Origin of the sequence: Microbacterium meiriae (genome assembly GCF_025143875.1) — a bacterium.
GTDB lineage: Bacteria > Actinomycetota > Actinomycetes > Actinomycetales > Microbacteriaceae > Microbacterium > Microbacterium meiriae.
On sequence record NZ_JAMBDU010000009.1, the window covers coordinates 1 to 21,578 of the forward strand.

The window sequence follows — 21,578 nt, forward strand, 5'->3', positions numbered from 1 at the left end:
AAGGTCGGCGTGTACCCGTTCGACCACCCGATCATCGCCGCGCTCCCGCCGCAGGGCGAGTAGGCACGCTCCGTGAGCGTCCGCGACCTCGCCGACTACCCCTGGGACGCCGTGGTCCCCTACCGCGAGCGCGCCGCCCGGTACCCGGACGGTCTCGTCGACCTCTCCGTCGGCTCGCCGGTCGATCCCACGCCGGAGGTCGTCCGTCAGGCCCTCGCCGAGGCGACCGACGCCCACGCATATCCACAGACCGTCGGCACCCCCGCGCTCCGGGAGGCGATCGTCGACTGGTATGCCCGCCGCCGCGGCGTCCCGGACCTCCGGGTCGACAACGTGCTGCCGACGATCGGCTCCAAGGAGCTCGTCGCGCTCCTGCCCACGCTGCTGGGGCTCGGTGCCGGAGACATCGTCGTGCATCCCCGCGTCGCCTACCCGACGTACGAGGTCGGCGCGCGGGTGGCGGGGGCGACGCCCCTGGCGGCCGACGACCCGGCGGAGTGGCCGGAGGGCGCGAAGCTCATCTGGATCAACACCCCCGGCAACCCGGACGGCCGCACGTGGACCGTCGACGAGCTCGCCGTGGCCGTGCAGCGGGCGCGGGAGCTCGGCGCCGTGCTGGCGAGCGACGAGTGCTATGCCGAGCTCGGCTGGGACGGCCCCTGGGCGGACGAGCCCATCCCGTCCGTGCTCGACCCCCGGGTGACCGGCGGCACACGGGCGAACCTCCTCAGCGTCTATTCGTTGAGCAAGCAGTCCAACCTCGCGGGATACCGCGCGGCCTTCGTCGCCGGATGCGCCCGCGTGGTCGGCGAGCTCCTCACCGCGCGCAAGCATCTCGGCCTCATGCCGCCTGCGCCCGTCCAGCAGGCGATGGTCGTCGCCCTCGGTGACGAGGCGCACGTCGTGGCGCAGAAGGAGCTCTACCGTGAGCGGCGCGCCCTGCTGCTCCCCGCCGTCGAGGCGGCCGGCTTCCGCATCGACGGGTCGCAGGCCGGGCTCTATCTCTGGGCGACGGAGGGACGCGACGCCTGGGAGTCGATGGCGCGTCTCGCCGACCTCGGGATCCTCGCCGGACCAGGGCACTTCTACGGAGCGTCGTCCCCCGAGCATGTGCGGCTGTCGCTGACGGCGCCGACGGAACTCGTCGCCGAGGCGGCTCGGCGTCTGCGCGGAGCGGATCTGTAGGAACCCTCCCTGCTGTGCCGATCCCTTTGGCGGTTGTCACAGTAGGCCTGTGTGACGACTAGGCTGTAAAGGCGATTCGGTCGGCACCCGGCCAGGCGCTCAGCGCCCGAGAGATCGCCAGTTCCGGCTTGATCAAGAACTTGCTGACGCCCGCGACGCCGGGGCGATCAGACAGAAGGAGGAGGTCCGCGTGAGCGCTGCGGCAGACCAGACGGCGAAGCTGACGATCGGCGACACCACCGCCGAATTCCCCCTGGTCCGCGGCACCGCGGGCCACGACAGCATCGACTTCTCGACGCTGACCCGTCAGACCGGCCTCACGGGGCTCGACTACGGCTTCGTCAACACGGCCTCCACCAAGTCGGACATCACGTTCATCGACGGTGACAAGGGCATCCTGCGGTACCGCGGCTATCCGATCGAGCAGCTCGCCGGCAGCACCAGCTACCTCGAGGTCGCCTGGCTGCTCATCTACGGAGAGCTGCCGTCCGCCACGGAGCTGGCCGAGTTCGACGAGAAGATCCGTCGGCACACCCTGCTGCACGAAGACCTCAAGCGCTTCTTCTCCGCGCTGCCGCACACCGCGCACCCCATGTCGGTGCTGTCGTCCGCCGTCGCCGCTCTGTCGACGTACTACGAGGGCCAGACCGACCCGCACAACCCCGAGCACGTCGAGCTGAACACCATCCGCATGCTCGCCAAGCTCCCGGTGATCGCCGCCTACGCGCACAAGAAGAGCGTCGGCCAGGCGTTCCTCTACCCGGACAACTCGCTCGGCTTCGTGGAGAACTTCCTGAAGCTGAACTTCGGCGTGAACTCCGAGCCGTACGAGATCAACCCGACCATGGTGAAGGCCCTCGAACTGCTGCTCATCCTGCACGAGGACCACGAGCAGAACGCCTCGACCTCCACCGTCCGTCTCGTCGGCTCGACCGGTGCCAACCAGTTCGCCTCCGTCTCGGCCGGCATCCAGGCCCTGTCCGGACCCCTGCACGGCGGTGCGAACGAGGCCGTCCTCACCATGCTCGGGCAGATCCGCGACTCGGGTCAGAGCGTCTCCCGGTTCGTCGAGCGGGTGAAGAACAAGGAAGAGGGCGTGAAGCTGATGGGCTTCGGGCACCGGGTCTACAAGAACTACGACCCGCGCGCCAAGCTCGTCAAGGAGGCCGCAGACGAGGTGCTGAGCTCGCTCGGCGTCACGGATCCGCTGCTGGACCTCGCGAAGGAGCTCGAGGAGATCGCCCTCGCCGACGACTACTTCCGTGAGCGGCGCCTGTATCCGAACGTCGACTTCTACACCGGCGTGATCTACAAGGCGATGGGATTCCCCACGCGCATGTTCACCGTCCTCTTTGCGATCGGCCGTCTTCCCGGCTGGCTCGCCCAGTGGCGCGAGCTGCAGCTCGACCCGCAGACCAAGATCGGCCGCCCGCAGCAGCTCTACACCGGGTCGCCGGAGCGCGCCTTCCCGACGCGCTGAGCGCTGCGCCGCAGACGCTGAAGGCCCCCTCGCACCGGAGTGCGAGGGGGCCTTCGCTGTTGTCAGGCACGAGCCGGGATCAGCGTCCCTGGGCTCCACGCGTGCCCTGACGGCCCTGGCCGCCCTGACGCTGCGAGCCCGACGCGCCGCCCTGGCCCGCGGCGCGGGGACGACGACGGCGGCGGGACGGCGGGGTGGTCGCGGTGCTTCTCTCGCCACCCGCCGGCCGCTGCTTCGCGGAGCGCTGCTGCTGCGGCTGCGGGGGCGCGGGCCGCACGTGCGGTGCCCGCTCCGGGACGAGCTCGGTGACGGCGTCGGTGGTGAGGTTCTCCAGCGGTGCCGTGATCGCGGCCTTGCGCAGCAGATCCTTCACGTCGCGGCGCTGCTCGGGCAGGACGACGGTGACGACGGTGCCGGCCGCGCCGGCCCGAGCCGTGCGTCCGGAACGGTGCAGGTACGCCTTGTGCTCGACGGGCGGGTCGACATGGACGACGAGGTCGACGTTGTCGACGTGCACACCGCGGGCCGCGACGTCGGTCGCGACGAGGACGCGGACGCCGCCGTCCTCAGGAGCGGCGGAGAAGGCGCCGAGGTTGCGCTCGCGCGCGTTCTGGGACAGGTTGCCGTGCAGGTCGACGGCCGGGATGCCGGCGGCGGTGAGCTGCTTGGCGAGCTTCTTCGCCTGGTGCTTGGTGCGCGTGAAGAGGATGCGGCGGCCCGTGCCGGAGGCGAGGTCGCGCACCAGCACGGTCTTGTTCTCCGGGGAGTCGACGACGAGCACCCGGTGGGTCATCTCGCCGACGGGCACGCTCGCCTCGTCGACCTCGTGGCTGACGGCGTTCGTGAGGAACCGGCGGGCGAGGGTGTCGATGCCGCGGTCCAGCGTCGCGCTGAACAGCAGGCGCTGACCGTCGGCGGGGGTCGCCGAGAGGATGCGGGTGACGCCGGGGAGGAAGCCGAGGTCGGCCATGTGGTCGGCCTCGTCCAGCACGGTGACCTCGATCGCGCTGAGACGCACGATCTGCTGCTTCATGAGGTCTTCCAGACGGCCGGGGCAGGCGACGACGATGTCGACGCCGCCCTGCAGCGCCTGCTCCTGCGGACGCTGGCTGACACCGCCGAACACGGTGGTGACGCGCAGCCCGACGGCCTCGGCCAGGGGGGCGACGGTCGCGGCGATCTGGGTGGCCAGCTCGCGGGTGGGGGCGAGCACGAGGCCGCGCGGCAGGCCGGAGCGGCGCTTGTGGCCGGACGCAGCCAGGCGGGCGACGAGCGGGAGCGCGAAGGCGATGGTCTTGCCGCTGCCCGTGCGTCCGCGGCCGAGGAGGTCACGGCCGGCGAGCGAATCGGGCAGGGTGTCGCGCTGGATGGCGAACGCCTCGGTCTTTCCGGAGGCGGCGAGAACGGTGGCGAGCTCGGCGGGAACGCCGAGATCGAGGAAGGAAGACATGCAGAGAACTCCGTCAGCGCACGAGAACGGCGCGGGATAGTGGGGTGAGGTGGGCGAAGACGCAGCGAGTGCGCGTCCGTTCGCCGTGCGAATGGCCAGTTCGGGCTGGAGAGGGGAGCGCAGGCGCTCGCTTCGGTCCTCGGAGACCCCTAGACGACGACGATGCTGACCGGCCGGCGGCGCGGGCAACGACCCCAGTCTACCAGCGGCGACCGGTCGAAGGCTGCAGGTGCGCTGTCAGGCGTGGAGCGCTTCGTTGAGCGTCACGCCGACACCGGCCCGGCGGACGGCCTCGACGGCGCCCGTGAGGGAGTTGCGACGGAAGAGCAGGCCGTCCTCACCCGAGAGATCGGCGCCCTTGACGGTCTTCCGTCCGCCGTCGGCGGTCGCGGGGCCGTCGGCGAGGACGATCTTCGTGCCGGCGGTGACGTAGAGCCCGGCCTCCACGACGCAGTCGTCGCCGAGGGAGATGCCGATGCCGGCGTTCGCGCCGAGCAGCGTGCGGGCGCCGATCGACACACGGTGCGACCCGCCACCGGAGAGCGTGCCCATGATCGAAGCCCCGCCGCCGATGTCGCTGCCGTCGCCGACCACCACGCCCTGCGAGATACGACCCTCGACCATCGAGGCGCCGAGGGTTCCGGCGTTGAAGTTCACGAAGCCCTCGTGCATGACGGTGGTGCCCGGGGAGAGGTGGGCGCCCAGCCGCACGCGCGAGGCGTCGGCGATGCGCACCCCGGCGGGCTGCACGTAGTCGGTGAGGCGGGGGAACTTGTCCAGACCCTGAATCTGGATCCCGGCGCGCTGGAGCTGCGGGCGCAGGCGCGCCGCATCGGCGGGGAGCAGGGGGCCGGCATTGGTCCAGGCGACGTTCGGCAGATGACCGAAGATGCCGTCCAGGTTGAGGGCGTTCGGCCGCACGAGCAGGTGCGACAGGGCGTGCAGGCGCAGATAGGCGTCCGCCGTGGAGGCCGGAGCCGCGTCCAGATCGATCGTGAGCTCGACGACCGCGATGGTCACGTCACGCCGCTCGTCCTGGCCCGTCTGCGCGTCGAGCGCGGTGCGGGCGGTGGCGACCTCGTCCGCGGACGGCGCGGACGAGCGGACCTCCGGGTACCACGCGTCGAGGACCGTGCCGTCGCTCGCGGTGGTCGTCAGGCCCAGTCCCCAGACAGATCGTGCGTCGCTCATGCCTCCACGGTATCGCGCCGACGACGGTGTCCCGTCCCGCATGACGGGCATCAGTAGGCTGGGGGCATGGTGCTCGATCTGACCGCGTCCTCCGCCGACATCACCCGCGCGATCTGCGATGTCCCGAGCGTCTCCGGCGATGAGAAGACCCTGGCCGACCTGATCGAGGAGGCCGTGTCCGGTCTGCCGCACCTGGAGGTCATCCGCCACGGCAACACGGTGGTCGCCCGCACGGATCTCGGCCGAGCGCAGCGCGTGGCGATCGCCGGGCACATCGACACCGTGCCCCTCAACGACAACCTGCCCACGCGCGACGTCGAGATCGACGGCGTGCCGCATCTGTGGGGAAGGGGCACCGTCGACATGAAAGCCGGGGTTGCGGTGCAGCTCAAGCTCGCCGCCGAGCTCACCGACCCCGCGATCGACGTGACCTGGATGTGGTACGACAACGAGGAGGTCGCGGCCTCCCTGAACGGCCTCGGGCTTCTCGCCGCGGCACGGCCCGACCTGTTCCAGGCCGACTTCGCCATCCTCGGGGAGCCGTCGAACGGACAGGTCGAGGGTGGGTGCAACGGCACGCTGCGGGCGATCGTGCGGACCACGGGCGTCCGCGCGCACAGTGCCAGGGCCTGGATCGGCGAGAACGCGATCCATCGCGCGGCCCCCATCCTCACTCGGCTGTCCGAGTACCGGGCGCGCGAGGTGATGGTCGAGGGACTGCTCTACCGGGAGGGGCTCAGCGCGGTCCGCATCGCAGGCGGGGTCGCGGGCAACGTCATCCCGGACGCCTGCGAGATCGAGGTCAACTACCGCTTCGCGCCGAACAAGTCCGCGGCCGACGCCGAGGCCCACGTCCGGGCGGTCCTCGCCGGATTCGACGTCGAGATCACGGATGCCGCCGAGGGCGCGCGCCCCGGTCTGGACGCCGACATCGCGCGCCGCTTCGTCGCGGCCGTCGGCGCGGAGCCGCAGCCGAAGTACGGGTGGACCGACGTGGCCCGCTTCTCGGCCCTCGGCATCCCGGCCGTGAACTACGGACCCGGCGACCCGCATCTCGCCCATCACGACGAGGAGCGCGTGCCGCTCGCCCAGATCGACGCCGTCGAGCGGGGTCTGCGCGCATGGCTCACGTCGCACTGACGCTCACGCGGCGCTGGGCGCGGATGCCGCTCGCCCTGCGCATCGGCATCGTCTACGTCCTCGCACGGGTCGTGACGACCGGATTCCTCATCGCCGCGGCCTCCCTGTCCACGGTGTTCTCCCGCTTCGGCGACGACGCGGGACTCATCGACTTCGTCCTCGGATGGGATGCGCAGTGGTACTGGCAGGTGGCCGTGCACGGCTATCCCTCGGACCTCCCGCTGACGGACGACGGGCAGGTGGCCGAGAACGCCTGGGCGTTCATGCCGGTGTTCGCGTACGCCGCGAAGGCGTTGGGCTTCGTGCTCGGTTCCTGGGCGGCCGGCGCCCTCGTGCTCTCGCTCGGTGCCGGCTACCTGGCCTGTCTCGCCCTGCATCGGCTGCTCCGCGACCGCGTCGGGAACGCGGCCGCGTTGTGGGCCGTCGTCTTCTTCGCATCCGGTCCGCTCGCCGCCCTGTTCCAGGTCGGATACGCCGAGACGCTCTTCCTGCTGCTGCTGTTCCTCGCCCTGGACGCGACGATCCGGCGGAACTACGCCTGGCTGTACGTGCTGATCCCCGTTCTGGGGTTCACCCGTCCCGGCGTGCTCGCCTTCGCGCTGTACCTCGGCCTGCACGGGATCCTTCGCTGGAGGCACCGCCGCACCGATCCGCTGGGCGCCAGGGAAGTGGTGCACATCGTGGCCCTCGGCGCGCTGGCGACGGCCACCGGATTCGCCTGGCAGCTGATCGCGGGCGTCGTGACCGGCGACCCCGGCGCCTACCTCGCCACGGAGCTCGCGTGGCGTCGGCACTGGATCGTCGGCGGCGTGGAGGGCTTCGTGCCCTTCGAGGGATGGGTGCAGGCGTCGCACTTCTGGTTCGAGCTCTGGGGTCTGCCGTCGGGATGGGGGCCGGTCGCCCTCGTCGTGCTCGTGGTCGCCGCGGCCGCCGCGCTGCTGCTGTCCCCGCAGGTGCGCGCGCTCGGCCCCGACCTCCGTCTCTGGAGCGCGAGCTACCTGCTCTATCTGCTCGCGGTGTTCTTCCCCCAGTCGAGCACCTTCCGCCTCTTGCTGCCGCTCAGCCCGGCGTGGGGAGCGGTCGCGGTACCGCGCTCCCGTGCCTGGCGGCTGGGCGTGCTCGCGCTGTGCCTGCTGGGCCAGTGGGTCTGGATCTATCACGTGTATGCCCTCGGCAGTACGTTCTGGCAGGTGCCCTGACGACGCGGCGACGCGGATTGTGTCCGGTGACGTCCACGGCGCGGCCGCACCCGATAAACTCGTCCCATACCACCGGAGGAAAGGGAGCCACGATGGCAGCGATGAAGCCGAGGACCGGAGACGGACCCATGGAGGCCGTGAAAGAGGGACGACTCATCATCGTGCGTGTTCCGCTCGAAGGAGGAGGCCGCCTGGTCGTCTCCGTGAACGACGCCGAGGCCAAGGAGCTTCACGACGTGCTCGGTGCCGTCGTGGCCCCGGCCTGATCGAATCTGGTCCGCTGCGGCGGAACCGAGAGGGCGATGGATCCGCGGATCCCTCGCCCTCTTCGCGTGAGCGGCGTCCGATCAGGCGCGGTCGTCGAGGCGGATCAGCTGCAGCAGACCCTCGCCCGCGGGGGAGACGGTCGCCAGCACCGCCGACGACTCCTGGGTCTCCTGCACGAGCGACCGGTAGGCGGATGTGATGTCGTCGCGCTGGACGGGGTCGGCCACGCGGCCCCCGGCGAGGATGCGGGGCACGAGCACCAGGCCGCCCGTGCGGGCGAGGCGGAGGCCGTGCGAGACGTACTCGATGACGTTCTCGGGGTCGGCGTCCACGAAGACGATGTCGTACGACGCCTCGTTCATCCGGGGGAGCACGTCGATCGCGCGACCGGCGATGAACCGGGCACGAGTGGCGGGCACCTTCGCGTCCGCGAACGCCTGGCGGGCGGCGGCGAGGTGCTCGGGCTCGTTGTCGATCGAGGTCAGCACCGCGGTCGGCGCGCCGCGCAGCAGCCAGAGTCCGGAGACGCCGGCGCCGGTGCCGATCTCGACGATGGAGCGGGCGGTGCCTGCGGCGGCGAGCACGGCGATCTGCGAGCCGACGACCGCGCTGATCGGGGAAGCCCCCAGCTCCAGGGCGTGGGCGCGAGCGCGGGCGATGGTCTCCGGCTCGACGATGGACTCCCGAAGGAAGCGCGCGTTGGCGTCGTGCTCGCTCATGACCTGCCTCTCCTGCGTGCATGGCTGATGTGTCCAGGGTATTCGCTCACCGCGCGCAGAGCCTGCAGGCGCGGCGGTAGCCTGGTCACATGACGTTCGGCCTCACCTTCGAGAAGCTGCTGCTCATCGGCCTGATCGCCGTGCTGATCATCGGCCCCGAGCGTCTGCCGCGTGCCGCGGAGGGCTTCGCGCGCATCGTGCGCAAGGCCGGTGAATACCTCCGCGACACGAAGTCCCGCGTGCGCGAGGAGATGGGTCCGGAGCTCGACGACGTGGACTGGCGCAAGCTCGACCCGCGGCAGTACGACCCTCGGCGCATCATCCGCGACGCGCTCCTGGAGGAGCCGGAGCCCGCGACCCCCGCGCAGGCCACGGCGACGATCGCGGAGCCGGTGGCCCCGCGCACCGCGCCGCCGACCTTCAGCGCGGAGAACCATCCGCCGTTCGACACCGAGGCGACCTGAGCCGCCCGGGTCACGAGATCCGCGTCCGCAGCGTCGCCAACTCTTCGTCGCTGAAGAGGGAACGCGGAATGGCGGTGGCGACGGAGGCATCGCGGACTTTGAAGATCACCGCGTCCCGGCCGACGCGCAGGCTCTGGAACGTGCGGTAGGGGATCTCGGAACGGCGGCGATCGCTGCCCAGCCGCAGACGATCCTCGTCGAGCGCGACCCACACCACGCTCTCCACCGGCATTGCGGCGCGCACGGCCCGACGGGCGCTCGAGGTGGTGAGGATCACCGCATACGCTCCCAGAGCGATGGTCACCGCGGGCATCCAGGCGACGAGCGCGCTCACCTCCTCTCCGGCGGCGAGACGGTCGTTGAGGGTGAGGACGGAGAGCACGAGGCCCGCCGCCAGCGCGACCCACATCACGATCGCGACAGGCCTGGTCAGCGCGTAGACGGCCGCGTCTCTGGCCATCCTCCGCAGAAGCCCTTCATCCACGGTCACGGAGCGATGCGGCATCCGTCCATCCTCCCACGCGCGCTCACCCGATCGACATGGGCAGCGTTCGGCCGGCCAGGCCTCGCCCTCGACGCGCGAGCGCCTCCGCCAGCGCGCGGATCGCCCCCGCGGCGGCATCGTCCGGCGCGGAGGTGACGACCGGAACGCCCTCGTCCCCGCCCTGGCGGAGGGCCGGGCTGAGCGGGATGGAGGCCAGCAGCGGCACCGCAGCGTCGGGCACGGACAGGGCCTCCGCGACAGATGCGCCGCCGCCGGCACCGAACAGATCGACGACGGTGCCGTCGGGGAGGGTGTACGCGGCCATGTTCTCGACCACGCCGATCACGCGCTGTCCGGTCTGGCGTGCCACGAGCCCGCTGCGGATGGCCACGTCGGAGGCCGCCGCCTGGGGTGTGGTGACCACGAGCACCTCGGCGTGGGGGAGGAGCTGCCCGATCGAGATGGCGATGTCCCCGGTGCCAGGGGGCATGTCGATGAGCAGGACGTCGAGGTCGCCGAAGAAGACGTCGGTGAGGAACTGCGAGACCGTGCGGTGCAGCATCGGTCCGCGCCAGGCCACCACGGACCCCCCGTCGCGCAGGAACATCCCGATCGAGATGGTCTTCACCCCGTGGGCCACCGGTGGCAGCATGAGGTCGTCGATGCGCGTCGGCTGCGTGCCGGAGGGGATCCCGAGCAGTCCGGGGATCGAGAAGCCGTGCACGTCCGCATCCACCAGGCCGACGGCGAGGCCCTGGTCGGCGAGGGCGACCGCGAGGTTCGCGGTGACCGTCGACTTGCCGACGCCGCCCTTCCCGCTGGAGACGAGGATCACGCGGGTGAGCGAGTCGGGCCCGAACGGCATGTGCCGCGCCGGGCGGCCGGCGCGGAGCCGTTCGGTGAGGGCCTTGCGCTCGGCAGGCGTCATCACGCCCACCTCGACCGCGACGTCCGTGATGCCGGGGACCGCGGCGGCGGCGCCGCGCACGTCGCGCTCGATGCGGTCGGCGGCGGGGCATCCGACGATCGTCAGCACGATGCCCACATGCGCCACCCCGTCCTCGACCGAGATGTCGCGCACCATGTCGAGGTCGCCGATCGGTCGCCGCAGCTCCGGGTCGGTCACCGCCGCCACTGCGGCTCTGACGTTCTCGGCCGCGGTCATGAGGCGGTGCCGCCCGCGGACTTCTCCTCGGTGTCGCCCAGCTCAGCCAGCAGGGCACGGAGCTCCTGCCGCAGCACGTCGCGGGTGACCACCTGCGCGTTGCGCTCCTCCAGCGACATCCGCAGCGCGACGATCTCGCGGGCCAGGTACTCGGTGTCCGCGAGGTTCCGCTCGGCGCGCTGCCGGTCCTGCTCGATCTGCACGCGGTCGCGGTCGTCCTGGCGGTTCTGCGCGAGGAGGATGAGCGGCGCGGCGTACGACGCCTGCAGCGACAGCATGAGGGTGAGCGCGGTGAAGCCGAGCGCGGCGTCGTCGAAGCGGACCTCGCGCGGCATCAGCGTGTTCCAGCCGATCCAGAGGATGCAGAAGAGACTGAGGATGACGAGGAACGCGGGAGTTCCCATCGCGCGGGCGACCCACTCCGTGAAGCGGCCGAAGCGGTCGCGCGAGGTGGAACGGGGGCGGGTGCTCGTCCGTCCTGGCGCGTCGAGGCGGGCGGCCCGCTCCTTGCGCGCCATCAGTGCGCCTCCGTCACGGGCGGCGCCACGTCGTCGCTGTCGTGGGTGCGCCAGTCGTCCGGCAGCAGGTAGTCGAGGACGTCGTCGATGCTGATCGCGCCGACGAGGCGGTGCGCGGCGTCGATGACCGGCAGCGAGACGAGGTCGTAGCTGGCGAGCATGCGGGCGACCTCGGCCGCGGAGGCGGTGACCGGCACCGGCTCGAGGCTGTCGTCGAGGATGGCGCCGAGACGCTCGTGCGGCGGGTAGCGCAGCATCCGCTGGAAGTGCACGAGCCCGAGCAGGCGGCCGGTGGGGGTCTCGAACGGCGGGAGCGTGACGAACACGGCCGCGGCGAGGGCCGGATGCAGCTCGTGACGGCGGATGAGCGCCAGCGCCTCGGCGACCGTGGCGTCGGCGGAGAGGATGATCGGCTCCGGGGTCATCAGACCGCCCGCCGTGTCCGGGCCGTAGCGCAGGAGCATCCGCACGTCCTCCGCCCTCTCCGGCTCCATCCGCTGGAGCAGCTCCTCCAGCTGGGTGGGTGGGAGCTGGGCCAGCAGGTCGGCGGCGTCGTCCGGCTCCATCTGGTCGAGGATGTCGGCCGCGCGCTCCTCGCCGAGGCGGTCGAGGATGTGCACCTGCTCGTCCTCGGGCATCTCCTCGAGGGCGTCGGCGAGGCGGTCGTCGGAGAGCTCCTCCGCCACCTCGATCATCCGTTGCTGCGGGAGGTCGAGGAGCGTGTTGGCGAGGTCGGCGGCGTGCAGCTCGGAGTAGGAGGCGACGAGCTGCTCGGCGGACTGGGACTCGCCCGGCGCCTGTTCCTCGGTCACCTCGCTCCAGGCGGCGAACGTCGTCGGGCCCTTGGCGAACGGCGACGCGCCGGTCTTCGGGCGACGCAGGAAGAGCTGGCTGATCGCCCACTCGCCGAGGCGGTTGGGCTCGATCGCCACGTCCTCGATCACGGCCGTGCCGCTGCCGTCGGTGAGGCTCACCCGTCGGCCCAGCATCTCGGCGAGGACGCGCACCTCGCCGGCACGCGGGGAGAAGCGGCGGACGTTGATGAGGCCGGTGGTGATGACCTGCCCGGACCGGATGGACGTCACCCGGCCGATCGAGAGGAACACGTGCCGGCGGCCGGGGATCTCCACGACCAGCCCGATGACACGCGGGGCCGCGGTACTTCGATACACGACGACGACATCCCGGACCTTGCCGAGGCGGTCGCCGACGGGATCGAAGACGGCGCACCCTGCCAGGCGCGCGGCGAAAACCCGTTGTGTGCTCACTCGACCAGCGTAGCCCGCGGCGTGCCGGGGCGGCGGCTGCGGCGGTCGCTCGGCCGGCCGCGGGGCACGACGTGGAAGAATAGCCGGATGAGCATGCTGAATCGCCCCGCGAGCGGCACGGACACCGGTGAGATCGTCGCCTCCATGCGCGACTACGAGAGCGCGCAGAAGGCGGTGTCGAAGCTGATCGCCGGAGAGGTCCCCGCGCGCGACATCGCGATCGTCGGGCAGAGCGTGCGGACGGTCGAGCGGGTGACCGGACGGCTCGGCTACGCCGCCGCCGCGCGCTCGGGAGCGATCAACGGGGTGCTCATCGGACTCTTCCTGTCGGCGATCCTCGTCCTGGGCAACCCCGAGGTGCCGATCCAGCTGTTCGTCGGCTTCGTCCTCATCGGCGTCGCGGTGGGCATGCTGCTCAGCCTCATCACCTACGCCATCGTGCGCCGCCGCCGGGACTTCGCGAGCGTGACGCAGTTCGCCGCGGATCACTACGAGGTGACCGTGCAGCCCGGCTCGCTGGCGAAGGCGCGGCAGGTCCTCGGCGCGCAGCGGGTCGCCCCCGTGCGTCCTCCGGTGAACCTGGACGAGCCGCCGAAGTACGGCGAGCGGATCCCGCAGGGCGCTCCGGCTCCCGCTCCTGAGCCTGCTCCGGAGCCCGCTCCCGCTCCCGACCCGGCACCGGCTCCCGCTCCCGAGCCTGCCCCCGATCCTGAGCCGGCACCGTCTCCGGAGCCGGCACCGGCTCCCGAGCCGGGTCTTCCGCCGCGGCCGGCGGACCCGGAGACGGGCACCCCCGGGTCCGTGCGGTGACCACGGGGGCCACCGCCCTGCGCATCGAGGTCGCTCTGCCCGCCGGGGCGATCACGGTGTCCGCCGAGTGGACGCCGGGTACCCGTGACGACGTCGTCCTGATCGCGCACGGGGCGGGGGCCGCGAAGGACCATCCGTTCCTCGTCGGGTTCGACCGCGCACTCGCGGCGCTCGGGTACTCGACTCTGCGCTTCAACTTCCCGTACATCGAGCAGGGGCGTCGCATGCCCGGTTCTGCCGCCCACGCGGTCGCGGCCTGGGGGGCCGCGGTCGCCGAGGCCCGCGCGCGGGCGCCACGATCCGCCGTGTGGGCCACCGGGAAGTCCTACGGCGGCCGCATGGCGTCCATGGCCGTCGCCGAGGGCCTTGCCGTGGACGGCCTCGTCTACCTCGGCTATCCGCTGCATCCGCCGGGCCGCCCGGATAGGCCCCGCATCGCGCACCTGCCATCGATCACCGTCCCGCAGCTCTTCGTGGAGGGCACCGCGGACCCGTTCATCCAGCCGATCGCCCAGCTCGACGAGGCCGTCGCCGGCTGTCAGGACGCGCGGGTGCACTGGATCGAGGGCGGCGGGCACTCCTTCGAGGTGAAGGGGCGGAGGCGTCCGCCGGCGGAGGTCGCTGCGGACCTCGCACCGGTGGTCGACGCCTTCGTCACCGGGCAGCGGGACTGAGCGGGGCCGCCGCCCCGCTCCCGCCCGTCGTCAGCCCTGCAGACGCGCCATCCACGCCTCGACCTCGTCGGCCGTGCGGGGGATGCCCGCGGAGAGATTGACCGGGCCGTCCTCGGTCATCAGGATGTCGTCCTCGATCCGGACGCCGATCCCGCGCAGCTCGGCGGGAACCGTGAGGTCGTCGATCTGGAAGTACAGTCCCGGCTCGATCGTGAAGACCATGCCGGGCGTGAGGATGCCGTCGTAGTACATCTCGCGGCGCGCCTGCGCGCAGTCGTGCACGTCGATGCCGAGATGGTGCGACGTGCCGTGCACCATGTAGCGACGGTGCTGGCCGCCCTTGTCCGCGTCCAGGGCTTCCTCCGCGGTGACGGGGAGGAGGCCCCACTCCGCGGTGCGCTCAGCGATCACGGCCATGGCCGCCGCGTGCACGTCGCGGAAGCGGACGCCGACCTTCGCCGCCGCGAGAGCCGCGTCCGCGGCCTCGCGCACCGTCTCGTAGACCCGGCGCTGCACCTCGGTGAACGTCCCGGACACCGGGAGCGTGCGGGTGATGTCGGCGGTATAGAGGCTGTCGGCCTCCACACCCGCATCGACGAGGATGAGGTCTCCTGGCACGACGGCGCCGTCGTTGCGCGTCCAGTGCAGGTAGCAGGCGTGCGGTCCGGACGCGGCGATCGTGTCATAGCCTTCGCCGTTGCCGTCCTCGCGGGCGCGGCGGTGGAAGACGCCCTCGACGACGCGCTCGCCACGGGCATGTGCCACCGCGGCGGGGAGCTCGCGGATGAGGTCGTCGAAGCCCTGCGCCGTGATCTCCACGGCCCGGCGCATCTCGGCGATCTCGAAGTCGTCCTTGATGAGGCGCAGCTCCGAGACGACACGGGTGAGGGTCTCGTCCTCCTCGAGGACCAGCTCGCCCTCGACCGGGGCGAACTCGTGCAGGTGCGCCGTGGCCAGCTGCAGGTCGGCGGCGACACCGGCGAGCGACGGACGCGGCCCGATCCAGAATTCGCCGACCGTGGCGTCGGCGTAGAACTCCGTCGTGGTGCGGTCGGCGCGCTCGCGGAAGTACAGCGTGACGTCATGCCCGTCGTCGGTCGGCTCGAAGACGAGCACCGAGTCCGGTTCGGCGTCGGACGCCCAGCCGGTGAGGTGCGCGAAGGCGGAGTGCGCGCGGAAGACGTAGTCGGTGTCGTTGCTGCGCTGCTTGAGCGAACCGGCGGGGATCACGAGCCGCTTGCCGGGGAACGCGGCTGAGACGGCAGCGCGGCGGCGCTCGGCGTACGGAGCCTGGGCGCGCGGCGCGGGCAGCGTCTCCGGACGCTCGGCCCACCCGGTGGAGATGGTGTCGAGGAAGCCCTGCGGGAAGGGCTGCTTGCGATTGGTCGAGCTGTTCTCGACGGGGGTTTCGACGGTCTCGTCAGCGATCGTGTCGTTTTCTCCGGTGCTCATCCGTCCAGTCTCTCACCTGGAGGCCGCGCAGCGTGATCAGCCGGCCGGCTCGAGCTGCACGATGAGGGCGCGGTGGTCGCTCCCGCCGGCATCCTCGAGGACGGCAGAGCCGGTGGGGCGCCAGTTGGCGGACGCCATCACGTGATCGATGGGGGCACCGGCGAGGGCGGGGAACGAGCTCGGCCAAGTGCCGGACATCCCGTTGCCGGTCCGGGAGGCGACGTCCCGGCAGTAGCCGATGTCGCCGCCGTCGACGCCGAGGGAGGCCATGTGATCCACGGTGGCGTTGAAGTCTCCGGCGAGGATGAAGTCACCCGCAGGGCACTGGTCGGCGATCCACTGCAGATCGCTCTGCCATTGCTGCATCTCCTCCATGCGCGGCGCGACGGCGTGCACGGCGACGATCGTGGGGCCGTCCCCGTCGATCGGCATGAGCACGGCGCTCGGCACGGATCCGGTGTTGTTGCTTCCGTCCTTGGAGGACTCGATCACGGAGTACTCGCCGAGCTCGGGAGCCACCAGGACCGTGGTCTGCCACGACTGCGGGCCGTCCTCCACGTCCGGGCGGAACTGCACATGGTGCACCCACATCGGATGGCCCTGCTCGCGCAGCATGAGCGCGATCCGCTCGCCGACCTCTTCGGTGGTCTCCGGCAGCGCCACCACGTCGGCCTCCTGCTCGAGGATCTCCTGGGCGATCTGCTCGGCGGAGACGGCCTCACCCGCCGTGTTCCAGGTGAGCACCCGCAGACTCGTGTCCGTCCGCTCAGGCAGGGCCGCCACCCCGAAGCCGCGGGTCGCTCCGATCGCACCCGTCGCCGCAGCACCGAGGAGGGCGACGATCAGGACCGAGGCCGCGAACCCGCGCAGCGGTCGGGCGAGGAGGAGCAGCAGCGCCAGCACCGCGATGACCAGGAACCCGCCGAGCACGAGGCCGCGGGCGGCGACGAGCTGAGCGAATGGGTAGGTCTGCTCGAGGTGGAAGAACTGCGGCCACACCACGATCGCCGACGCGATCGCGAAGAGCACGGTGAGCAGGATCCCCAGGAGACGAAACATCCCCTCCAGCCTAGAAGCGCCGCCTGTGAAGTCCCTGCCTCGCATCGCCGGTCCGTCCACGCGATCCGGGTCCGGTTTCCGCGCCACGCGCGTCGACGCTCGGTACGCTCGGAGGATGCCCGTTCCGCCCGCTGGTCCTGCCGACCTGCACCTGCACTCCAACCACTCCGACGGCACCGAGTCGCCCGCCGAGGTCATGAGGCAGGCGCATCGGCACGGCGTACGGACCGCCGCGCTCACGGACCACGACCGCACCACGGGCTGGACGGAGGCCGGCGACGCCGCCGTCGCGCTCGGCATGACCTTCCTCCCCGGGATGGAGCTGTCAGCCAAACACGAGTGGCGCAGCGTGCACGTGCTCGGCTATCTCTTCGATCCGGAGGATGCGGCGCTGCGGGCGGAGACCGACCGGATCCGGAACGACCGGATCGGACGAGCGGAGCGCATCGTCCGCAACATCGGCCGCGATTACGACCTGCACTGGGATGACGTCCTCGCCCAGACGACGCTCGACGCGACGGTCGGCCGGCCCCACATCGCGGACGCGCTGGTGGCGCGCGGCATCGTACGGGATCGGGGCGAGGCCTTCGACGGCATCCTCCATCCGCGGGAGGGCTACTACGAGCCGCACTACGCCCCGGACCCGCTGACCGCCGTGAGGCTTCTCACCGAGGCGGGCGGCGTGGCGATCATCGCGCACCCTGTGACGGCGGGCCGTGATCGGATGATGCCGGTGCCGTACATCGAGCGTCTGATCGACGCGGGGCTGGCCGGATTCGAGGTGGACCACCGGGAGAACACCGCCGCCGGCAAGCGGCTGCTGCGCGAACTGGCAGCCCGGCACGACCTCATCGTCACCGGGTCCAGCGATTACCACGGCACCGGAAAACCGAACGTGCCGGGGGAGAACACCACCGCGGCGGACATGGTCGCCCGGATCATCGATCGCGCCTCCGGCTCCGGCCCGCGGCGTCCCTGACCCCGGCGGACTGTCGGCGGTCTCCCGGCATTCTGTCGAGGCGGACCGATACGGTCCGAGGCATGCAACGTGCCACCTCCCTGGAGCGCCGCGTCGACGCGATCGCTCGCCGACTCCTCCGTGCGGTGCCGACATCGGGCTTCCGCGCCGGGCTGGCCGAGTTCCTCGTCTTCGTGCTGAAGCAGGCCTGGGCCTGCGTGTTCGGTGCGGCGCTGCTGGTGATGATCGTCGCCGCCCGCCTCTGGTACCCCGACGACGTCGCGCTCGCCCGCAACGACGCGCTGACGATCGCGGCCGTGCTCATCCAGGTGGCCATGCTCGTGTTCCGCCTCGAGAGCGGGCGGGAGCTCTGGGTGATCGTGCTCTTCCACATCACCGGCACGGCGATGGAGCTGTTCAAGACCGACGTCGGTTCCTGGGCGTATGCCGCGGACGGCATCCTCCGCATCGGGGGAGTCCCGCTGTTCAGCGGGTTCATGTACGCGGCGGTCGGCTCCTACATGGTGCGCGTGTACCGGCTGTTCGACCTCGGGTTCACCCGCTACCCGCGCCGGTGGTTGACGGCCGTCCTGGCCGCCGCCATCTACGTCAACTTCTTCACCCACCACTGGTGGTGGGATGCCAGGTGGCTGCTCCTCGCCGGGGTGGTGGTGCTGTGGCTGCCCACCGTCATGCACGCCCGCGTATGGCGCCGCACCATCCGGCTGCCGCTCCTCGCGGTCTTCGCCGGGGTGGCGGTGTTCATCTACCTGGCCGAGAACATCGGCACGTGGGCAGGCGCGTGGGCGTATCCCGACCAGGCGGCGGGGTGGCAGCCCGTGTCCCTGAGCAAGCTCAGCTCCTGGTTCCTGCTGATGATCATCTCGGTGGTGCTCGTCGCCTGGGTCTACCCGCCGCAGGTTCCGGCCGACCTCCTGCACGACGAAGGGCGCCCCACGGCAGACCGTGCGGGCGCCCCTCGGACGACGATGACGCGGGTCAGGCGCCGGTGACGGGTGCCGCCCCGGTGCCGGAGCCGCCGCGACGACGGCGGCGACGGCGGGCGGGGGCGGGCTTGCCGTCGTGGTGCTCCTTGCCGGCGCCGTCGTGGGTGCCGGCACCCTCGGCGCCGCGGTCGGCGGTCTGCGCGGCGGAACCCTCGCCGGACGACCCTTCGGGCGTGCCCTCCGCGAACGTGGAGCCGACAGACGACGAGCCGGTGCGGCGGCGGCGACGGCGGCGCGTGCCGCCCTCTCCGGTGCCCTCTTCGGCGGCGTCCGCGGCGCGCTCCGGACGACGGGTGCGCTCCGTCTTGACCGCTTCCTTCTTCGGCGCGCTCACGAGCCGCCCCTTCGTCCCCTCGGGGATGTCGAGGTCGGTGTACAGGTGCGGGCTCGACGAGTAGGTCTCGACCGGTTCGGGCTGACCGAACTCGAGCGCGCGGTTGATGAGGGCCCACTTGTGCAGGTCCTCCCAGTCCACGAACGTCACCGCGATCCCGGTCTTGCCCGCGCGGCCCGTGCGTCCCGCGCGGTGGAGGTAGGTCTTCTCCTCGTCGGGGATGGTGTGGTTGATGACGTGGGTGACGTCGTCGACGTCGATACCGCGGGCCGCCACGTCCGTCGCCACGAGGACGTCCTTCTTGCCGGCCTTGAACGCGGCCATGGAGCGCTCACGCTGGTCCTGTCCCATGTCGCCGTGGACGCCGCCCACGTTGAAGCCGCGGTCGCTCAGCTCGTCCACCAGACGCTGCGCTGCGCGCTTCGTGCGCGTGAAGATGACCGTCTTCCCCCGGCCCTCGGCCTGCAGGATGCGAGCGATGACCTCGTCCTTGTCCAGCGAGTGGGCGCGGTAGACGAGGTGCTTGATGTTCGCCTGCGTCAGGCCCTCGTCCGGGTCGTTGGCGCGGATGTGGATCGGGTTGGTCATGAACCGCCGTGCCAGCGCGACGATCGGACCGGGCATGGTCGCGGAGAACAGCTGCGTGTGCCGCACCGCGGGGACCTTCTGGAAGATCTTCTCGATGTCGGCGAGGAAGCCGAGGTCGAGCATCTTGTCGGCCTCGTCGAGCACGACCTCGGTCGCGTTCGAGAGGTCGAGGAGGCGCTGGCCGGCGAGGTCGATGAGACGCCCCGGCGTGCCGACGACGATCTGCGCTCCGGCCTTGAGCTGGTCGATCTGCCCTTCGTACGCCTTGCCGCCGTAGATGGCGACGACGCTGGTGGAGCGGTTGCTCGTGAGCAGATCGATGTCCTCGTAGACCTGCACCGCGAGCTCGCGGGTCGGGACGACGATGAGGGCCTTGACCCCGTGCTCCGGATCCTTCCCGAGGCGCTGCACGACCGGGATGCCGAAGCCGAAGGTCTTGCCGGTACCGGTCTTCGCCTGTCCGATGATGTCCTGCCCCGGGAGCCCGAGGGGGATGGTCTGCTCCTGGATCGGGAAGGCATCGACGATGCCCTTCGCGGCCAGTGCGTCGACGATGTCCTGATCGATGCCGAGTTCGGCGAAAGTTGTCACTGTTGTTCAGATGCCTGTCCGGCGACCATGCGCGATCGCCTCGTAAACGGAGCCACGCCGTCTCGTGTGCCACAGGCGCGGGGCCCCGCTCCGACGGCGGGGACACGCCCAGCCTACCGGAGGGGCGGCTCCGGGCAGGGAGGACGTCTTCTGCCGAGTATTGTGAACGACGTGGCCGACTCGGGAGGAACACCTCGTGGTTAAGTGGTTCTGGCAGCGCGACGCCGCGCCGCGACGCACCCTGGCGCTGCGCAGCCGCGGCGAGCAGAGCGATGCGACGCGTGTCGACTTCGCGGAGCTGGCGCCGGAGCTCGACCGATTCCTCGGCCAGGCGGCCTACCTCCAGCTCGGCTACTTCGAGACGCTGACGCGGCTCATCCGCGCGACTCCCGAGCTGGCCGAGAAGGAGTCGCTGTCCCGGGCCGCCGGTGCGGCGCTCACCAAGCACCGGGGCATCGTCGACATCATCGCGGCGCGCGGTCAGGACCCGACGCAGCTCATGCTCCCGTTCCGCGAGCACCTGGACGCGTTCCGGCGCAAGACCATCGGGGCGCGCCCGCGCGAGACCCTGCTCGCGGTCTACATCACGGCGGGCATGCTCGACGACTTCTATCTCGCGCTCGCTTCGAGCTACGGCGAGACGGGGCGGCGGGTCGCGGAGATCCTGCGCGAGGACGACGCGCGCCACGAGATCGTCGCGATCATCCAGGAGACGATCGAGAGCGACGAGGAGTGGCGCTCGCTGCTGTCCATGTGGGCGCGGCGTCTCGTGGGCGACACGATCCTCGTCTGTCGCGCGGCTCTGCGTCCCGAACTCCTCGCCGTGGAGGAGGCCCGCATCGAGCCGGTGTACACCGAGCTGATGGGGGCGCACGCCCGGCGCATGGACGCGATGGGCCTCGCGTCCTAGCTCAGATCCCGAGCGCGGCTCTCCGCTGCTCGTCGCCGCGTCGACGCGCTGCGGTGAGAGCCGCGGCGGCGAGCGCCGCGACCGCGGCGGCTCCGAGGGTGCTCGCCAGCCACAGCCAGACGCTGTCCTCGCCCACGCCGGACCACTGCAGAGCCGTGTAGACGATCGCCGAGACGGCCGTCGCGATCGCCGGGGCGAGTGCGACGCCGCGCCGTTCGCGACCGCCGATCAGGAAGTGCGCGGCGATGCCGAGCACGCAGGCGCCGACGAGGGCGAGGAGGATGTACATGCGCGGGTCAGGCGACGAAGCCCACGCGACGCGACTCCTCGGTGCCCAGCTCGATGTAGGCGAGGTTCGCGGTCGGCACGATGTAGGAGTTGCCCTTCACGTCGGCGAAGCTCAGGTGCGAGGCGCTCTGCTCGAGCGCGGCGGAGACCTGGGTGCGGACCTCGTCCGCCGTGGCAGCGGTGTCGAAGCTCAGCTCGCGGCCGGTGTTGATGATGCCGATGCGGATTTCCACGGGTGCTCCTTGCAGGTCGTCGGACTCGGCCAACTCTATCGCGCACCGAGCGGGGGAGACCGGCGGCGTCGGTCGTTTCGCCCTGAGCGCACAACCCGCGAGGAGGTTCGCCCTCGACGCCGATGTCCGCGCCTCCCGATAGCG

The 21,578-nt window shown here is 71.3% G+C and carries 23 protein-coding genes; 11 read left to right on the forward strand and 12 right to left on the reverse strand.

What is annotated here, in order from left to right; translation table 11 throughout:
• Positions 1-72 precede the first annotated feature (72 nt).
• Together dapC and M4D53_RS07440 are read left to right on the forward strand one after the other, a co-directional pair.
• Positions 73-1,185, forward strand: coding sequence for a succinyldiaminopimelate transaminase (dapC, locus tag M4D53_RS07435; RefSeq protein ID WP_259953086.1), 1,113 nt, complete (start codon positions 73-75; stop codon positions 1,183-1,185).
• A gap of 190 nt (positions 1,186-1,375) precedes the next feature.
• On the forward strand, positions 1,376-2,665 hold the full coding sequence (locus M4D53_RS07440; RefSeq protein WP_259953090.1) for a citrate synthase: 1,290 nt from the start codon (positions 1,376-1,378) through the stop codon (positions 2,663-2,665).
• A gap of 79 nt (positions 2,666-2,744) precedes the next feature.
• On the opposite strand, the gene M4D53_RS07445 is transcribed toward M4D53_RS07440, so the two are convergent.
• Together M4D53_RS07445 and dapD are read right to left on the reverse strand one after the other, a co-directional pair.
• Complete coding sequence (locus M4D53_RS07445; protein WP_311198660.1) at positions 2,745-4,115, reverse strand: DEAD/DEAH box helicase; 1,371 nt, start codon at positions 4,113-4,115, stop codon at positions 2,745-2,747.
• 237 nt (positions 4,116-4,352) lie between these two features.
• Positions 4,353-5,306: a 2,3,4,5-tetrahydropyridine-2,6-dicarboxylate N-succinyltransferase gene (gene dapD / locus M4D53_RS07450; protein WP_187663653.1), complete on the reverse strand. Its 954-nt coding sequence runs from the start codon at positions 5,304-5,306 to the stop codon at positions 4,353-4,355.
• A gap of 66 nt (positions 5,307-5,372) precedes the next feature.
• Between dapD and dapE the strand changes: the two genes are divergently transcribed.
• From dapE to M4D53_RS07465, 3 genes are all read left to right on the forward strand, one after another.
• Positions 5,373-6,446: a succinyl-diaminopimelate desuccinylase gene (gene dapE / locus M4D53_RS07455; RefSeq protein ID WP_259953092.1), complete on the forward strand. Its 1,074-nt coding sequence runs from the start codon at positions 5,373-5,375 to the stop codon at positions 6,444-6,446.
• Positions 6,428-7,645: a hypothetical protein gene (locus M4D53_RS07460; RefSeq protein WP_259953093.1), complete on the forward strand. Its 1,218-nt coding sequence runs from the start codon at positions 6,428-6,430 to the stop codon at positions 7,643-7,645. The genes dapE and M4D53_RS07460 overlap by 19 nt, the downstream gene beginning before the upstream one ends.
• A gap of 92 nt (positions 7,646-7,737) precedes the next feature.
• Positions 7,738-7,911, forward strand: a complete 174-nt coding sequence (locus tag M4D53_RS07465; RefSeq protein ID WP_071328210.1) for a DUF3117 domain-containing protein — start codon at positions 7,738-7,740, stop codon at positions 7,909-7,911.
• Positions 7,912-7,992: 81 nt separating this feature from the next.
• On the opposite strand, the gene M4D53_RS07470 is transcribed toward M4D53_RS07465, so the two are convergent.
• Positions 7,993-8,631, reverse strand: coding sequence for an O-methyltransferase (locus tag M4D53_RS07470; RefSeq protein ID WP_259953098.1), 639 nt, complete (start codon positions 8,629-8,631; stop codon positions 7,993-7,995).
• Between the two features lie 89 nt (positions 8,632-8,720).
• On the opposite strand from M4D53_RS07470, the gene M4D53_RS07475 reads away from it, so the two are divergent.
• Entirely contained in the window at positions 8,721-9,095 is a 375-nt protein-coding gene (locus M4D53_RS07475) for a twin-arginine translocase TatA/TatE family subunit (protein WP_187663657.1), read from the forward strand.
• A 10-nt stretch (positions 9,096-9,105) separates the two neighbouring features.
• On the opposite strand, the gene M4D53_RS07480 is transcribed toward M4D53_RS07475, so the two are convergent.
• From M4D53_RS07480 to M4D53_RS07495, 4 genes are read right to left on the reverse strand one after another with little or no spacing between them, the layout of a single operon-like run.
• Positions 9,106-9,600: a YcxB family protein gene (locus M4D53_RS07480; protein WP_259953099.1), complete on the reverse strand. Its 495-nt coding sequence runs from the start codon at positions 9,598-9,600 to the stop codon at positions 9,106-9,108.
• 22 nt (positions 9,601-9,622) lie between these two features.
• On the reverse strand, positions 9,623-10,744 hold the full coding sequence (locus M4D53_RS07485) for an Mrp/NBP35 family ATP-binding protein (RefSeq protein WP_259953100.1): 1,122 nt from the start codon (positions 10,742-10,744) through the stop codon (positions 9,623-9,625).
• Complete coding sequence (locus M4D53_RS07490) at positions 10,741-11,262, reverse strand: DUF1003 domain-containing protein (RefSeq protein WP_259953101.1); 522 nt, start codon at positions 11,260-11,262, stop codon at positions 10,741-10,743. Before M4D53_RS07490 ends, M4D53_RS07485 begins: the two co-directional genes overlap by 4 nt.
• Complete coding sequence (locus tag M4D53_RS07495; RefSeq protein ID WP_259953103.1) at positions 11,262-12,530, reverse strand: magnesium transporter MgtE N-terminal domain-containing protein; 1,269 nt, start codon at positions 12,528-12,530, stop codon at positions 11,262-11,264. The genes M4D53_RS07490 and M4D53_RS07495 overlap by 1 nt, the downstream gene beginning before the upstream one ends.
• A gap of 87 nt (positions 12,531-12,617) precedes the next feature.
• Between M4D53_RS07495 and M4D53_RS07500 the strand changes: the two genes are divergently transcribed.
• Positions 12,618-13,340 (forward strand): YflT domain-containing protein, encoded by a 723-nt coding sequence (locus tag M4D53_RS07500; protein WP_259953105.1) that lies wholly within the window; start codon positions 12,618-12,620, stop codon positions 13,338-13,340.
• Positions 13,337-14,014: an alpha/beta hydrolase family protein gene (locus tag M4D53_RS07505; RefSeq protein ID WP_259953107.1), complete on the forward strand. Its 678-nt coding sequence runs from the start codon at positions 13,337-13,339 to the stop codon at positions 14,012-14,014. Before M4D53_RS07500 ends, M4D53_RS07505 begins: the two co-directional genes overlap by 4 nt.
• Positions 14,015-14,044: 30 nt before the next feature.
• Here M4D53_RS07505 and M4D53_RS07510 read toward each other — a convergent pair whose 3' ends face one another.
• On the reverse strand, positions 14,045-15,466 hold the full coding sequence (locus M4D53_RS07510) for an aminopeptidase P family protein (RefSeq protein WP_259953112.1): 1,422 nt from the start codon (positions 15,464-15,466) through the stop codon (positions 14,045-14,047).
• A 36-nt stretch (positions 15,467-15,502) separates the two neighbouring features.
• Positions 15,503-16,525 carry an endonuclease/exonuclease/phosphatase family protein gene (locus tag M4D53_RS07515; RefSeq protein ID WP_259953114.1) on the reverse strand — a complete coding sequence of 341 codons (1,023 nt, stop codon included), beginning with the start codon at positions 16,523-16,525 and terminating at the stop codon, positions 15,503-15,505.
• A gap of 115 nt (positions 16,526-16,640) precedes the next feature.
• Between M4D53_RS07515 and M4D53_RS07520 the strand changes: the two genes are divergently transcribed.
• Positions 16,641-17,504, forward strand: a complete 864-nt coding sequence (locus M4D53_RS07520; RefSeq protein ID WP_259953115.1) for a PHP domain-containing protein — start codon at positions 16,641-16,643, stop codon at positions 17,502-17,504.
• Between the two features lie 62 nt (positions 17,505-17,566).
• Positions 17,567-18,496: a DUF817 domain-containing protein gene (locus tag M4D53_RS07525; protein WP_259953116.1), complete on the forward strand. Its 930-nt coding sequence runs from the start codon at positions 17,567-17,569 to the stop codon at positions 18,494-18,496.
• On the opposite strand, the gene M4D53_RS07530 is transcribed toward M4D53_RS07525, so the two are convergent.
• Positions 18,483-20,003, reverse strand: a complete 1,521-nt coding sequence (locus tag M4D53_RS07530) for a DEAD/DEAH box helicase (RefSeq protein ID WP_259953118.1) — start codon at positions 20,001-20,003, stop codon at positions 18,483-18,485. The two genes, M4D53_RS07525 and M4D53_RS07530, sit on opposite strands and share 14 nt — an antisense overlap.
• A gap of 196 nt (positions 20,004-20,199) precedes the next feature.
• Between M4D53_RS07530 and M4D53_RS07535 the strand changes: the two genes are divergently transcribed.
• Positions 20,200-20,913: a ferritin-like fold-containing protein gene (locus M4D53_RS07535; RefSeq protein ID WP_060923156.1), complete on the forward strand. Its 714-nt coding sequence runs from the start codon at positions 20,200-20,202 to the stop codon at positions 20,911-20,913.
• Between the two features lies 1 nt (position 20,914).
• On the opposite strand, the gene M4D53_RS07540 is transcribed toward M4D53_RS07535, so the two are convergent.
• Together M4D53_RS07540 and M4D53_RS07545 are read right to left on the reverse strand one after the other, a co-directional pair.
• Positions 20,915-21,202, reverse strand: a complete 288-nt coding sequence (locus M4D53_RS07540; RefSeq protein ID WP_187663666.1) for a hypothetical protein — start codon at positions 21,200-21,202, stop codon at positions 20,915-20,917.
• 7 nt (positions 21,203-21,209) lie between these two features.
• Complete coding sequence (locus M4D53_RS07545) at positions 21,210-21,434, reverse strand: DUF3107 domain-containing protein (RefSeq protein WP_025102974.1); 225 nt, start codon at positions 21,432-21,434, stop codon at positions 21,210-21,212.
• Positions 21,435-21,578: the final 144 nt, after the last annotated feature.

Excerpts from the sequence above, each read along its gene's own strand:
- M4D53_RS07540 (WP_187663666.1), bottom strand. The coding sequence starts at position 21,202 with ATGTACATCCTCCTCGCCCTCGTCGGCGCCTGCGTGCTCGGCATCGCC.
- M4D53_RS07480 (WP_259953099.1), bottom strand. The coding sequence starts at position 9,600 with ATGCCGCATCGCTCCGTGACCGTGGATGAAGGGCTTCTGCGGAGGATG.
- M4D53_RS07465 (WP_071328210.1), top strand. The coding sequence starts at position 7,738 with ATGGCAGCGATGAAGCCGAGGACCGGAGACGGACCCATGGAGGCCGTG.
- M4D53_RS07485 (WP_259953100.1), bottom strand. The coding sequence starts at position 10,744 with ATGACCGCGGCCGAGAACGTCAGAGCCGCAGTGGCGGCGGTGACCGAC.
- M4D53_RS07515 (WP_259953114.1), bottom strand. The coding sequence starts at position 16,525 with ATGTTTCGTCTCCTGGGGATCCTGCTCACCGTGCTCTTCGCGATCGCG.
- dapD (WP_187663653.1), bottom strand. The coding sequence starts at position 5,306 with ATGAGCGACGCACGATCTGTCTGGGGACTGGGCCTGACGACCACCGCG.
- M4D53_RS07475 (WP_187663657.1), top strand. The coding sequence starts at position 8,721 with ATGACGTTCGGCCTCACCTTCGAGAAGCTGCTGCTCATCGGCCTGATC.
- M4D53_RS07490 (WP_259953101.1), bottom strand. The coding sequence starts at position 11,262 with ATGGCGCGCAAGGAGCGGGCCGCCCGCCTCGACGCGCCAGGACGGACG.
- M4D53_RS07525 (WP_259953116.1), top strand. The coding sequence starts at position 17,567 with ATGCAACGTGCCACCTCCCTGGAGCGCCGCGTCGACGCGATCGCTCGC.
- M4D53_RS07470 (WP_259953098.1), bottom strand. The coding sequence starts at position 8,631 with ATGAGCGAGCACGACGCCAACGCGCGCTTCCTTCGGGAGTCCATCGTC.
- M4D53_RS07460 (WP_259953093.1), top strand. The coding sequence starts at position 6,428 with ATGGCTCACGTCGCACTGACGCTCACGCGGCGCTGGGCGCGGATGCCG.
- M4D53_RS07500 (WP_259953105.1), top strand. The coding sequence starts at position 12,618 with ATGAGCATGCTGAATCGCCCCGCGAGCGGCACGGACACCGGTGAGATC.
- M4D53_RS07520 (WP_259953115.1), top strand. The coding sequence starts at position 16,641 with ATGCCCGTTCCGCCCGCTGGTCCTGCCGACCTGCACCTGCACTCCAAC.
- dapE (WP_259953092.1), top strand. The coding sequence starts at position 5,373 with ATGGTGCTCGATCTGACCGCGTCCTCCGCCGACATCACCCGCGCGATC.
- M4D53_RS07445 (WP_311198660.1), bottom strand. The coding sequence starts at position 4,115 with ATGTCTTCCTTCCTCGATCTCGGCGTTCCCGCCGAGCTCGCCACCGTT.
- M4D53_RS07510 (WP_259953112.1), bottom strand. The coding sequence starts at position 15,466 with ATGAGCACCGGAGAAAACGACACGATCGCTGACGAGACCGTCGAAACC.